The sequence below is a fragment of the Marinobacter sp. F4206 genome (assembly GCF_019392195.1).
Taxonomy (GTDB): domain Bacteria; phylum Pseudomonadota; class Gammaproteobacteria; order Pseudomonadales; family Oleiphilaceae; genus Marinobacter.
Genome location: NZ_JAHXKI010000002.1, coordinates 2,268,069 through 2,281,270, shown reverse-complemented (window position 1 = coordinate 2,281,270; position 13,202 = coordinate 2,268,069). Strand labels below are relative to the sequence as shown.

14 protein-coding genes are annotated in these 13,202 nt (G+C 58.6%); 4 read left to right on the top strand and 10 right to left on the bottom strand.

The window, feature by feature from the left end; all coding sequences use genetic code 11:
* Window positions 1–137: 137 nt before the first annotated feature.
* Both recG and KZO34_RS12765 read right to left on the bottom strand, forming a co-directional pair.
* Entirely contained in the window at window positions 138–2,213 is a 2,076-nt protein-coding gene (recG, locus tag KZO34_RS12770) for an ATP-dependent DNA helicase RecG (protein WP_219476998.1), read from the bottom strand.
* Window positions 2,214–2,221: 8 nt separating this feature from the next.
* Entirely contained in the window at window positions 2,222–3,181 is a 960-nt protein-coding gene (locus KZO34_RS12765) for a hydrogen peroxide-inducible genes activator (protein WP_219476996.1), read from the bottom strand.
* Window positions 3,182–3,257: 76 nt separating this feature from the next.
* On the opposite strand from KZO34_RS12765, the gene KZO34_RS12760 reads away from it, so the two are divergent.
* Window positions 3,258–4,124: an NAD-dependent epimerase/dehydratase family protein gene (locus tag KZO34_RS12760; RefSeq protein ID WP_219476994.1), complete on the top strand. Its 867-nt coding sequence runs from the start codon at window positions 3,258–3,260 to the stop codon at window positions 4,122–4,124.
* Window positions 4,125–4,197: 73 nt separating this feature from the next.
* Here the strand turns inward: KZO34_RS12760 and KZO34_RS12755 are convergent, their stop codons facing one another.
* The 5 genes from KZO34_RS12755 to KZO34_RS12735 form a co-directional block, all read right to left on the bottom strand.
* On the bottom strand, window positions 4,198–4,584 hold the full coding sequence (locus tag KZO34_RS12755) for a RidA family protein (RefSeq protein WP_219476992.1): 387 nt from the start codon (window positions 4,582–4,584) through the stop codon (window positions 4,198–4,200).
* A gap of 78 nt (window positions 4,585–4,662) precedes the next feature.
* Complete coding sequence (locus tag KZO34_RS12750) at window positions 4,663–6,807, bottom strand: RelA/SpoT family protein (protein ID WP_219476991.1); 2,145 nt, start codon at window positions 6,805–6,807, stop codon at window positions 4,663–4,665.
* 164 nt (window positions 6,808–6,971) lie between these two features.
* The gene (gene rpoZ, locus KZO34_RS12745) at window positions 6,972–7,184 is read right to left on the bottom strand and encodes a DNA-directed RNA polymerase subunit omega (RefSeq protein ID WP_219476988.1); all 213 of its coding nucleotides are present in this window, start codon (window positions 7,182–7,184) and stop codon (window positions 6,972–6,974) included.
* A 91-nt stretch (window positions 7,185–7,275) separates the two neighbouring features.
* Entirely contained in the window at window positions 7,276–7,902 is a 627-nt protein-coding gene (gene gmk / locus KZO34_RS12740) for a guanylate kinase (protein WP_219476986.1), read from the bottom strand.
* Between the two features lie 101 nt (window positions 7,903–8,003).
* Complete coding sequence (locus KZO34_RS12735; RefSeq protein WP_219476984.1) at window positions 8,004–8,870, bottom strand: YicC/YloC family endoribonuclease; 867 nt, start codon at window positions 8,868–8,870, stop codon at window positions 8,004–8,006.
* A gap of 182 nt (window positions 8,871–9,052) precedes the next feature.
* On the opposite strand from KZO34_RS12735, the gene rph reads away from it, so the two are divergent.
* Window positions 9,053–9,769: a ribonuclease PH gene (gene rph / locus KZO34_RS12730; protein WP_219476982.1), complete on the top strand. Its 717-nt coding sequence runs from the start codon at window positions 9,053–9,055 to the stop codon at window positions 9,767–9,769.
* Window positions 9,770–9,909: 140 nt separating this feature from the next.
* On the opposite strand, the gene KZO34_RS12725 is transcribed toward rph, so the two are convergent.
* Complete coding sequence (locus KZO34_RS12725; protein WP_219476980.1) at window positions 9,910–10,716, bottom strand: exodeoxyribonuclease III; 807 nt, start codon at window positions 10,714–10,716, stop codon at window positions 9,910–9,912.
* A gap of 81 nt (window positions 10,717–10,797) precedes the next feature.
* Between KZO34_RS12725 and pyrE the strand changes: the two genes are divergently transcribed.
* Both pyrE and KZO34_RS12715 read left to right on the top strand, forming a co-directional pair.
* Window positions 10,798–11,436 carry an orotate phosphoribosyltransferase gene (gene pyrE / locus KZO34_RS12720; RefSeq protein WP_219476979.1) on the top strand — a complete coding sequence of 213 codons (639 nt, stop codon included), beginning with the start codon at window positions 10,798–10,800 and terminating at the stop codon, window positions 11,434–11,436.
* Window positions 11,437–11,439: 3 nt separating this feature from the next.
* Window positions 11,440–12,087 (top strand): DUF4124 domain-containing protein, encoded by a 648-nt coding sequence (locus KZO34_RS12715; RefSeq protein WP_219476976.1) that lies wholly within the window; start codon window positions 11,440–11,442, stop codon window positions 12,085–12,087.
* Between the two features lie 110 nt (window positions 12,088–12,197).
* Here KZO34_RS12715 and KZO34_RS12710 read toward each other — a convergent pair whose 3' ends face one another.
* Both KZO34_RS12710 and KZO34_RS12705 read right to left on the bottom strand, forming a co-directional pair.
* The gene (locus KZO34_RS12710) at window positions 12,198–12,611 is read right to left on the bottom strand and encodes a hypothetical protein (RefSeq protein WP_219476974.1); all 414 of its coding nucleotides are present in this window, start codon (window positions 12,609–12,611) and stop codon (window positions 12,198–12,200) included.
* Between the two features lie 178 nt (window positions 12,612–12,789).
* Window positions 12,790–13,131 carry a DUF2782 domain-containing protein gene (locus tag KZO34_RS12705; protein ID WP_219476972.1) on the bottom strand — a complete coding sequence of 114 codons (342 nt, stop codon included), beginning with the start codon at window positions 13,129–13,131 and terminating at the stop codon, window positions 12,790–12,792.
* Between the last annotated feature and the right edge of the window lie 71 nt (window positions 13,132–13,202).

The following is a 13,202-nucleotide window of genomic DNA, read 5'->3' as shown; positions in this document are numbered from 1 at the left end:
TCCATTCATTGCTGCAGGCCGGTATCCAGCCTTCCATGAAGAGTCAGGGTCAGTATAGGCAAGATCAACGCCGGTAATTTGACATAGATTCCTGTTTCGACCGCTTTCGTTCTCACCCGACAGCATAACGGGCATTCTTACACATCACCGTAGCGAATTTTCTCGCCCAACCAGCGGCGGATCAGGGCCTCAACCACCGCACGGTCAGGCATCAGCCGGGGAGCCATTTCCCGAACCGGTTCAATCCAGCCCTTGTCGCGGTCGAAATCCGCAAGCCTGAACTGCATCATGCCAGTTTGACGGGTGCCAAGCACTTCACCCGGCCCGCGAATTTCCAGGTCCTTCTCGGCAATAACGAAACCGTCCTGGCTATCCCGTAGCGCCTGCAACCGGGCTTTGCCGTTATTGGACAGCGGCGGGTGATACATCAGCACACAGAAACTGGCCTGCTCGCCTCGCCCCACCCTGCCCCGCAACTGGTGTAGCTGGGCCAGCCCGAGACGTTCCGGGTTTTCAATGATGATCAGTGAGGCGTTGGGAACATCCACCCCGACTTCAATAACCGTAGTGGCCACCAGAAGGTCCAGTTCACCGTTCTTGAACTGCTCCATAACCCCGGCCTTCTCCGCCGCCTTCAGGCGGCCATGGACCAGCCCAACCTTGAGATCCGGCAACCGTTCCGATAACTCCTGCGCCGTCACCTCTGCTGCCTGGCACTGGAGCGCCTCCGACTCCTCAATCAGGGTGCAGACCCAATAGGCCTGACGCCCGTCCCGACAGGCATTGCGCACTCGGCCAATCACATCCTCCCGGCGGCTGTCGGGAATGACAATGGTTTCAATCGGCTTTCGCCCCGGAGGCAGTTCATCAATAACCGAGGTATCCAGGTCAGCATAGGCACTCATGGCCAGGGTTCTCGGAATCGGAGTCGCCGTCATAATCAGCTGATGGGGAGCCAGTCTCGCTCCCACCCCTTTCTCCCGAAGCGCCAGGCGCTGATGAACCCCGAACCGGTGCTGCTCGTCGACGATCACCAGGGCCAGACGGTCAAACACCACATCATCCTGAAACAGGGCGTGGGTGCCGATCACCACACTGGCTGTGCCCGCTCGCACCGACTCAAGGGCCTGCTGCCGGGCCTTACCCTTTACCTTGCCAGAGAGCCAAGCCAGATTGATACCCAGAGGCTCAAGCCAACCCCGGAAGTTCTGGAAATGCTGCTCGGCCAGAATCTCGGTCGGCGCCATCAGTGCCACCTGCGCACCCGAGCCAATCGCCTGCAAGGCTGCCAGTGCCGCAACCACCGTTTTACCCGAGCCCACATCACCCTGGACCAGTCGCAGCATCGGCAAGGGTTGGCTGAGGTCCTGGCGAATATCGGTCATTACGTGGCGCTGGGCGCCAGTGAGCCGGAATGGCAACGAATCCAGAAAGCGCTCGGAGAGATCGCCGGTGGGCATCAGGGGCAGGGCCTCACGGGCCTGAATCTGTTCCCGGACCTGCAACAGGCTGAGCTGGTGAGCCAGCAATTCCTCCATCACCAGCCGTTGCTGGGCTGGATGACGACCTTCCATCAGCAGATGCACCGGCGCGTCGGCGGGGGGCGAATGCACCAACTGCACGGCCTCACTGATGCCCGGCAACTGATAGTCCGCCAGCAATGCCTGGGGCAGCCAGTCCCGGATCGGAAACCGCTGGAGGTACGCCAGCGCCTGCTGACAAAGGCCGCGTACCCGGGGCTGCTGAATGCCCTCAGTCAGGGGGTAAACCGGCGTCAGGGTCGCCTGACCCTCGGCAGGCATGGGCGGAGGATTAACCTGGTATTCGGGGTGGTAGAACTCATAGCCGGCGCGACCGGGCCGGACTTCACCAAAACAGCGCACACGGGCGCCTTCCGTCAGCTGGTTCTTCTGGGCGGCGTTAAAGTGGAAAAACCGCATCACCAGAAAGCCACTGCTGTCCTTGAGGGTGACCTGCAAGCTTCGACGCCGCCCCATCACCAGGTCCGCCTTCATGACCTCACCTTCCGCCACCGCAACATCGCCGATCCGGAGACTGCCCATGGGCACTACCCGGGTACGGTCTTCGTAGCGGTGAGGCAGGTGAAACAGCAGGTCTTGTAGCGACGCAATGCCCAGTTTGGCGAGCTTTTCCGCCAGCGCGTTGCCGACACCCTTGAGCTGGGTGACCGGAATGTCATCCAGTGACGTCATGGGGAAACTCAGGCGCTTTCGGCCACGGCTGGCTTATCTGTTTTTGCCTTTTCAATGACCCGGCACTGGCTCGCAGCAAGTGACAGGACGTCGATCGCTTTTGGCCGCGGGAAGGTCACCCGCCAGGCGAGAGCCACGGTCCGGAACGGCACCGGAGGCGCGAACCGCCGTACCGCCAGAATATCCTCGTGATAATCCATGGCCGTCGCGGCTGACAGTGGCAGAACCGTGATTCCCAGGCCGGAGGCAACCATGTGCCGGATGGTTTCCAGCGAACTGCCCTCGGTCACCAGGGATGGCGATGCGGCGTCGACACGCCGGGTAACGGCCTCAACCAGCGGCGGACAGGATTCGAGCACCTGGTCCCGGAAGCAGTGCCCCGGCCCCAACAACAGCAGCTGTTCCTGCGCCAGTTCCTCGGCCGTCAGCTGATCCTTCTCGGCCAGTGGGTGCCCGGCCGGCAACAGCACCACAAACGGCTCATCGTAGAGCGGCAGGGTAAGGACTTCCGGCTCCTCGAACGGCAAAGCAATAATGATGGCGTCGAGCTCGGACTGTCGCAGCTTCTGGCGCAGGTTTGCCGTGTAGTTTTCTTCGATGTACAAGGGCATGTCCGGTGCGGCGCGGCGCAGTTCCGGCAATAGATGGGGGAACAGATAGGGGCCAATGGTGTAAATTGCCCCGACTTTCAGCGGAGAATTCAGCTGGTTCTTGCCATCCTGGGCCATATCCTTGATCACCCCGACCTGGTCGAGTACACGCTGGGCCTGCTCAATGATGCGCTGCCCCGTTTCGGTCACCCGAATGCTGCTTTTGCTGCGCTCGAACAGGGGAATGCCGAGTTCATCTTCCAGTTTTTTGACGGCCACACTGAGCGTCGGCTGGCTGACATGACAGCGTTCGGCAGCTCGGCCAAAATGCCTTTCACGGGCAAGCGTAACGACGTATCGTAACTCGGTGAGGGTCATGTTGAGCTCCGGTCAAATGGGTCCAGGTCGAAGTTTCGCTTATTTATGGGTTCAAGCATAAGGATTGAAATTGTCTATGGCAATGACTGAAGGTACCAACACTCCCCGGGTCCTGGTAGCCGGCTGCGGCAAACTCGGAGGCGCCATTGCCGGCCTGCTCACCGACTCCGCAACGGTCTTCGGCTTACGCCGAAATCCGGACCGGATTCCGGACGGAATTCACCGGCTCAAGGCTGACCTGATGGACCGAGAATCCCTGGAAAAGGCCGTGCCCGACAACCTCGATGTCGTCATTTATTGCCTGACGCCCGCCAGCTATGACGAACAGGGCTACCAGGATGCCTACGTAACTGGCCTCGCCAACCTGCTTTCGGTCGTCGCGGCGCAGCCGCTCAAGCAACTCATCTTTATCAGCAGTACCAGCGTCTACTCCCAGGACGATGACAGCTGGGTCGATGAGACCAGCGCCACGCAACCAGTGCGCTTCAGCGGTGAAAAGATTCTGGCCGGGGAGCGAACAGCCCTGGAAAGCGGGCATCCCGCAACGGTAGTGCGCTTCAGCGGTATTTACGGACCTTCCAGACAACGGTTCCTCGATGAGGTCATTGCCGGCCGAACAGACCCGCAGAAGCCGGCCCCGTTCAGCAATCGCATACATGAAGAGGATGCCGCCCGGGTCGTCCAGCACCTGGTCCAGTTGGCACTGTCCGGCACAGGTCTGCAGGAACTCTACGTGGCCAGTGATTGCGAGCCGGTTCGGCTGGACGAGGTGGTTCAATGGGTGCGCCGACAGACGCCTTGCTCGGAGCCGGTTGAAGGCGCCAGGAAAGGTGGACGGGCAGGCAGCAAGCGATGCAGCAATCAGCGCCTGCTCAAGACCGGATTCCGGTTTCGGTACCCGAGTTTCAGGGAGGGTTACCGTCCCATAATTGGCAACCGGTAATCTTCGACAGCCAAACAAGAAAGGCGGCCGTAGCCGCCTTTCTCACATGACCGGCATACGATGCCGGCTAGCCTCAGCTGAGCACCATCACCGCTTCCATTTCGATGGGCACACCCTTAGGCAGCGCGGCCACGCCCACGGCCGCCCGGGCCGGATACGGCTCTTCGAAATACGTCGCCATGATTTCATTCACGGTGGCAAAGTTAGCGAGGTCCGTCATGTAGATGTTGAGCTTCACGATGTCCTTGAGCTCACCACCAGCCGCCTCACACACCGCCTTGAGGTTCTCGAACACCTGACGTGTCTTGGCGGCAAAGTCTCCGGCAACCACTTCCATGGTTTCCGGAACCAGCGGAATCTGGCCAGACAGGTACACTGTGTCACCGGCTTTTACAGCCTGTGAGTATGTGCCGATCGCCTGCGGGGCGTTTTCAGTCTGGATAACGGATTTGTTGGTCATGACCTGGGAATTCCTCTCTTTCAAAACGCCAATCCTCACCTCTCGGCGCAGCCGCTGTCAACTGGCCATTGGTCCGTCTCAGTGGCGCACACGACCGATGTGGGTGACCGCGCGGATGTTACGGACACGGCGCATGACGCGGGCCAGATGCCGGCGCCCATTCACGTGAAGCACCAGGCTGACAATGCTGAACTTGGCATTCTGGTCTTCAACGTTGATGCGCTCGATATTGCCATCCGCCATTGCCACCGCATTGGCCACTTCCGCGATCACCCCGCGCTGACGCTCGAGTTCGACCCGCAACTCCACCGAGAACTCGTCGGTGATGTCCTTGGCCCACTTGAGGTGGGTTAACCGCGCACGCCCTTCATCGTCTTCGGGCAGGCGGGAGCAGGTGTCGGAATGGATAACCATGCCCTTCCCGGAATCCATCACGCCAACCACCGGGTCACCCGGAATCGGTTTGCAACAGCTGGCAAAACGAACCAGCAGGCCTTCGGTACCCCGGATTGTGACGGGGCTGTGGTCACCGTTTTTGTGGGTTTCCTGGGCAACGTCGACACTGGGCTCCGATTCCGCGCCAGTCAACAGCTGACGCGCGACCAGGTAGGCCATGCGATTCCCGAGGCCAATGTCGCTGATCAGATCGTCCAGGCTGTTGACCTGGTTGTGATTGACCACCGCCTGGATCTGAACGTCGCTGATATCGGCGAGACGGGTCCCGAAACCCTTGAGGGACTTCTTGAGCAGGGTTTTGCCCAGCTCCAGGGATTCCGCCCGCTTCTGACTCTTGAGCACGTGTCGAATGCTGCTGCGGGCTTTGCCAGTGACCACAAAACTGAGCCAGGCCGGGTTCGGGCGGGCGCCGGGGGCGGTGATAATCTCGACGGTCTGACCGCTCTGCAATGGCTGACTCAGGGAACTGAGGTTGCGGTTGATCCGGCAGGCGACGGTGGCGTTGCCGATATCGGTGTGGATGGCATAGGCAAAGTCCACCGGCGTGGCGCCACTGGGCAACTCCATGATCTTGCCCTTGGGCGTGAATACGTAGATCTCGTCCGGGAACAGGTCGACTTTCACGTGCTCAATGAACTCGAGGGAGTCATCCGCCCGCTCGCGCATCTCCATCAGCCCCTTCACCCAGCGGTCCACCCGGGCCTGGTTGGCGTTGGTCACGCTGCTCGGCTCGTTCTTGTACATCCAATGGGCCGCAATACCATTGTTCGCGATGTGCTCCATTTCCTCGGTGCGGATCTGGATCTCGATGTTCACATGCATGCCGAACAGGGTCGTGTGCAGGGACTGATAACCGTTTGCCTTCGGCATGGCAATGTAGTCCTTGAACCGGCCAGGCAACGGTTTGTAAAGGTTATGCACGGCGCCGAGGATGCGATAGCAGTCATCCTCGGTGTCGGTAATGATCCGGAACGCGTACACGTCCATGATTTCGTGGAAGGATTTCTGCTTGAACTTCATCTTGTTGTAGATGCTGTTCAGGTGCTTTTCCCGCCCGAGAATCCGGCCCGGCAACCCGCGCTCTTCCAATTTCTCCTGCAACTTGCCACGAATCTCGTCAATGATTTCCCGATGACTTCCCCTCAGCTTGTCGACCGCCTTGGAGATGTATTTCGATCGCATCGGGTACAGGGAGGAGAAACCGAGATCTTCGAGCTCAGTGCAAATGGAATGCATGCCCAGGCGATTGGCGATGGGCGCATAGATGTCGAGGGTTTCGGTCGCAATGCGCTGGCGTTTTTCATAGGGCATGGGGCCCAGGGTGCGCATGTTGTGCAGGCGGTCCGCCAGTTTTACCAGGATCACACGGATGTCCCGTGCCATGGCCAGCGTCATCTTCTGAAAATTCTCGGCCTGGGCTTCCGCCCGGGACCGGAATTCGATCTGTGTCAGCTTGCTGACACCATCCACCAGCTCCGCCACGTCCTCGCCAAATTGCTCTGAGAGCGCATCCTTGGGAATACCGGTGTCTTCAATGACGTCGTGGAGCATGGCTGCCATCAGGCTTTGATGGTCCAGCCGCAGATCCGCGAGGATATGGGCAACGGCGAGAGGATGGGTGATGTAACGGTCGCCGCTTTTGCGCATCTGCCCTTCGTGGGCCTGCTCGGCATAATAGTAGGCACGCCGCACCTGATTGACGCGACTGGTATCCAGATAAGTACTCAGCTCTTTTGCAAGCCCTTCAACCGTAGCCTCTGCCGACACCGCGCCTCCGTATACTTTTGAAATTCAGGGACAAAAAAACCCGAATGCACGCATCCGGGTCCTTCCTGATCCTGCCAACGACGTTCTATCGATACACTATAAAAGCGCGGGGCCAGATTTCAATGCTTCCAAGGTACGGGTACGTATTTGTACCCGCAACGACGTTACTCGTCGTCTTCTTCCTTCAACAGATCGCGACCAACCTTGCCTTCGGCGATTTCGCGCAGCGCGATCACGGTGGGCTTGTCGTTCTCTTCGGCCACCATCGGTTCCGCACCTTTGGTCGCGAGCTGACGGGCACGCTTGGTAGCCAGCATCACCAGCTGGAAGCGGTTATCAACGTTTTCCAGACAATCTTCAACGGTAACTCGTGCCATAACTTCCCCGAAAATAAAATGACTGATTCAGCAGACCGAGTAGTTTACTGCGGCCGGTTCAATTTGTATACAGCTATAACCGCCATCCGGCCTACTGCGAAAGCCCTTGCAGCAACTCACCGTGGCGATCCTGCTGGACCGACATTCGCAGGCGCTGACTCCGGACAACCGCGAGCAGATCTGCCAGCGCCACCTCAAACTGATCGTTCACCACCAGGTAATCGAACTCCAGCGCATGCCGGCACTCCTCGGTTGCTTCGGCCAGACGGCGCTCCACCACCTCCGGGGCGTCGGTTCCCCGGCCGGTCAGGCGTTCCCGGAGAACGTCTGACGACGGTGGCACGATAAAGATGCTGACGCATTCGGGCATCAACCGGCGCACCTGGGCAGCGCCCTGCCAGTCGATCTCCAGAATCACGTCCCGACCTTTGGCAAGGGTTTCGCGAACCCAGATGTGAGAGGTGCCATAGTAGTTTCCGAAAACATCGGCGTGCTCGAGAAACTCACCCCGCCCGATCATCGCCTCGAACGAATCGCGACTTACGAAGTGATAATTCACGCCGTCCTGCTCGCCCTCGCGCATGGGCCGGGTGGTATGGGACACCGAGACCCCGAGCCTCTCGTCATTACGCAGCATTGCCGCCACAAGGCTGGTCTTCCCCGCTCCCGAAGGGGCAGAAATGACATATAGCGTACCTTGCTCAACTGTCTGGCTCATGAATAAACAACTCCAACACGCCTGTATTCAGAAGGCCACCCGAAACCGCAGCAGCACCTGGAAAGCGCGGCAGTATACGGTTTTCGGCCGGCGCCCGCACCTCACTCGAGGTTCTGCACTTGCTCGCGCATCTGCTCAATCAAAACTTTCAGATCCACCGCAGCACGGGTAACCCGGGCGTCGATGCTCTTGCTGCTCAGAGTGTTCGCCTCGCGGTTGAGCTCCTGCATCAGGAAATCCAGCCGGCGACCGATGGCATCGTCGCTCTTCAGGGTGTCGGTGACTTCGCTGATGTGGGCATCCAATCGGTCCAACTCTTCAGCGACATCGCTTTTCTGCGCCAGCATCACCATTTCCTGGGCGACCCGCTCAGGATCGAGTTCCACCTTCGCCTTCTCGAAACGGTCCCGCAAATTCTGCTCTTGGGCCGCAAGCAGCTCTGGCATCAATTCACGCACCTCGGACACCAATCGGGCCATGGTCGCCAGACGGTCCTCGAACAGGGGCTTCAGTCGCTCGCCTTCCCGCTCCCGGACGTTCACCAACTCGCGAACCGTTTCCTTGAAGAGATCGGCCGCAGCGGCACGGGCCGGCCCGTAATCCTGTTCCGGCACCGACATGACGCCGGGCCACCGGAGAATATCCAGGGCGCTGATGTGCGCAGGATTATCGAGAATCCGGTTGACGTGATTGGCCGCCTCATTGAGCGCCTTCGCCATATCGTCGCTGATTTCGAAGCTTTGGGAGGCCGTATCGGCTGACTGCAGACGCATGGAGACATCCACCTTGCCCCGTTTGAGCTGCTTGCGAAGCTCTTCCCGAAACGGGTTCTCGAGTTCACGAAAGGCCTCGGGCAGGCGGAACGAAGGCTCCAGGTACCGATGATTTACCGTGCGAATCTCGCATGTCAGCGTACCCCAGTCTCCCTGGACATCCCTTCGGGAAAACGCGGTCATACTTCGGATCATGGTTGCTCCGGTCATGGTTGATGGCATGAGCATCGAGTTTAGCAGTCTCGGAACGCTGACGGCGAGCGCAACCCGAGCCAAAGCCGCCGAGGGTTGATCGACGTGTTATACTCGTTGGCCTTTCGAAATACGACCAACCGGGACGCGCGCCCGGACACCAACCTCAGACTTCAGGAAACACTATGCGACCAAGCGGCAGAACGCCCGAGCAACCCAGAGACGTTCGAATCACCCGTAATTACACCCGCCATGCCGAGGGTTCGGTTCTGGTGGAATTCGGGGACACCAAAGTGATCTGCACTGCCTCCGTCGAAAACAAGGTTCCCCCATTCCTGCGTGGTGAAGGCAAAGGCTGGATCACCGCCGAATACGGCATGCTGCCCCGCTCCACCGGCAGCCGCATGGGCCGCGAAGCGGCCCGTGGCAAACAGGGTGGACGCACCGTGGAAATTCAGCGCCTGATCGGCCGCTCCCTGCGCGCCGCCGTTGACCTGAGCGCTCTGGGTGAACACAGCATCACCATCGACTGCGATGTCATCCAGGCCGATGGCGGCACCCGAACCGCAGCCATCACCGGCGGCTGCGTGGCACTGGTGGATGCACTGAACCACCTGGTTGCCGAAAAGCGCCTGAAAAAATCTCCGCTCAAACAGATGGTCGCCGCGTTTTCAGTCGGGGTCTACAAAGGCACTCCGGTCGTCGATCTGGATTACCCGGAAGACTCCGAAGCCGAGACCGACATGAACGTGATCATGACCGACCAGGGTGGCTTCATCGAAATCCAGGGCACCGCCGAAGGCGCACCGTTCGTGAAAGGCGAACTGGACAGCATGCTTGAGCTGGCCAAGAACGGCATTGAGCAGCTGTTTGAGATTCAGAAGGCAGCGCTGGAAGGTTAAAGCAGAACCGCAGAGTCTGGGCGTTGGCGGAGAGCCTTTTGCCCAGACTGTTGAAGGCCATGGATGGCCAGAAACAAGCGTACAGGGATGTACTCGCAGCGTGTCTGGGCAGAAGGCCCTACGCCAATGCCTGCCCCGACCTAGAAACCAATTTCGATGTCGTAATCCATGATCACCGGCGCGTGATCCGAGAAACGGGTGGCGTCATCAATCCAGCCATCCTGGATAGTATTACGGATGCCCGGCGTCAGCAGGTGGTAGTCCACCCGAATTCCGGCATTACGGCGGGCGCCCTCGGCCTGCTCCGGCCACCAGGTGAACTGGCCGCTTTGCTTGTTGATTTCCCGGAACGCATCAATACAGCCCATCTCATCAAACAGACGATCCAGCCATGCCCGCTCGTGGGGCAGGAAGCCGGAAAAGTCGTGTTTGTGATACAACGGGCTGGCATCGGTCACATGATGGGCAGTCTGGAGGTTGGCACAGAAGATAAACTGACGTCGCTTGCGCAGGGTCTTCTGCATGTGCAGCCCGAAGCCATCCATGAACTCATCCTTGTGATCCAGCACCGTGAGGTCGTCCTCACCGAGCAACTCCTCCTCCCGACCCAGGGCGCACGGGGCCAGCACACAGGCGACCGACACCTTGTCGAAGTCCGCTTGGATAAACCGACCTTCCCGGTCTGCCTGCTCATTGGCGAAGCCATACATGATGGCCTTCGGGAAATGGCGGGTATAGATACCAACACCGCCATCCTCATTCTTCTCGCCGTCGATGAAGTAAGCCTCGTAGCCTTCCGGGATAAGATTGAAATCCTCAATCTCATAGGCGCGCATGCGGTGATCCTGAACGCATACAACGTCCGCGTCCTGATCGGCTAGCCAGTCAAAAAAACCTTTATCAACGGCCTGGGCCAAGCCATTGACGCTGATTGATACTACCCGCATACGTGTTCCCTGATTCGGTTTGTGTGTATGATACCGTTTTTACGCGCTAATTAAAGATCCACACCCGCCAGAAGCCTTGTCATGCACGACTATCAGCAAAATTTCATCGAATTTGCCATTCGCCGGAACGTACTTCGCTTTGGTGAATTCACGCTCAAATCCGGCCGTACCAGTCCGTACTTTTTTAACGCGGGGCTGTTCAACACCGGCGACGACCTACTTCAACTAAGCAAGGCCTATGCCGCCGCGATAGAACGCAGTGGGCTGGATTATGACATCATTTTCGGACCTGCCTATAAGGGCATACCGTTGGCCACGGTGACTGCCATGGCCCTGGCTACAGACGGTAACAGCAAACCCTTTGCCTTTAACCGCAAGGAAAAGAAAGATCATGGCGAGGGCGGCAATGTTGTTGGCGCGCCATTGCAGGGCAAGGTCCTGATCGTGGACGACGTGATTACGGCAGGCACCGCCATCCGGGAATCCATTGATCTGATTCGCGGCGCCGGCGCCGAACCGGCAGGCGTGCTGATCGCGCTGGACCGCCAGGAAAAAGGCAACAAGGAACTGTCCGCCATTCAGGAAGTCGAGCAGGAATTCGGCATCCCGGTGGTCAGCATCATCCGCCTGGAACAGGTTCTGGACTACCTGAAGACAAAACCGGAATTCTCCGGCCACGCCGAAAAGGTGGCCAGTTATCGGGATCGCTACGGAGTCTGATTAATGACCAACCGTTTCACTCCACTCAGAATCGCTGCCGGGATGGCATTGGCGCTGGGAATTATTTCCACCGCTCACGCTGGCATGTACCGGTACACGGATGAAAACGGTCAGGTTGTCATCAGCAACACCATTCCCCAGAAAGCGACCAAACGGGGCTACGACATTCTCGGCAATAACGGCCGGGTGATTGAAACCGTCCCCCCGGCGCCGACCAAAGAGGAAATCGCCGCCCGGGAAGCCGAAAAGCAGCGGCAGAAAGAGCTGGAGATTCAGCGCGAAAAGGACCGCCAGCTTCTGAAGCGGTACAGCCATCCGGATCAGGCGGTCCGCGCCATGCACCGAAAGGTTCGTGAACTCGAGGGCCTGATTCAGCTGAAGCGCGGCAACATCGCGGTAATCTCAAGCCAGCTGGACAATGAACAGAGCCGCGCTGCGGACATGGAGCGCACCGGCCGCGAGATTCCCGAGGCCACACTGGCCAAGATCCGGCGCCTGGAATCCCAGATTCGTGATCTGGAGCGGGAAATCAGTGTCCAGAACCGGGAAATCGACGAACTGAAAGCCGAATTCGAGGCAGACATCAGGCGCCTGGAAGAAGTAACGGGGGAAGCACGCACCGTGTCACTGAATGATTCCGAAAGCGAATAATCCCCGGCAGCCTACGTTTGAAATGCCTGGACACAAAAAAAGGGCGGAGGCCAAACAGCCTCCGCCTTTTTTTATTGAGGGCACCGACACTCGGTGCCGTCTCAGGCGTCTTAGGCAGACGCAGTCGTCTTCTTCGCAGAAGCGGTGCTCTTGCGCGCGGTGGTCTTGCGTGCAGCCGGCTTCTTGGTCGTTACAGACGCCTTGGCGCTTTGCGCGGCGCTGGTAACCTCGTCAGCGGTTTCAGAAACAGTATCCGCTGCTTCCTTCTCCAGCTTGGCAACCAGGTCCGCAGCGAAGCTACCGAAACGGCTGTTCAAGCTACGCAGCTGATCAAACAGATTTTCGCTGTAGCCATTGTAACGCTTGCGCAGAGTCTTCACGCTGTATTCGCGAGCTTCGGACTCCAGCTTCTCTGCGTATTCGAACGGCTTTGCCGCCAGCTTCTTCTGCTGCTCTTCCGCGGTGTTGATGCCTTTCTCAACGATTTCCTGGATCTGTTCCTGATACGACTTGAGTTTACCCATAGCGTTTCTCCTTAGGTTTTCTGAAAGCACTTCCGGTCCAGCGGCCGAGCGTTAACCGCAGGCCTTATCTGAATTTCGACTTTCAGGTTACGGAGAAAAATTAGAATGTTCATACTAAAAGCTAATGGACGAACCCGGCGCACCAAAATTCCTGGTTCCGACCCAGGAATCGGCCCTGCTACCAGCGAAACAGCACCCAGCTCGGCACCAGCATGTCGGACTCGGTTTCCCGGATCCAGCCGCCACCGTCCGACGGCACGAGGTAGTATTCCGGGCCAACCTCAGGCACTACCTTGATCTCCATGAGCTGGCCGTTTACCCGGTACTCGTAGAAAACTTCTTCTTCTCCGGGACGGATGACAATCTGCGGTCCCTCGCTGGTGGACTGGTAATCCGAGATCACCACGGGCTCGTCCGGGGTTTCCACGAGCGTCTCATCCAGCGCTCCGTCATCCTGGGCAATAACCGCCCCGGAAAAACAGGCAAGCAGTAACGCTCCCGGAAAGGCGAATCGTTTCATTTTCGTGATACCCTTTTGCCAATCGAATTAAGTACAGATTTGCACAAGCCAACCAACGCTTCAATCAGAAT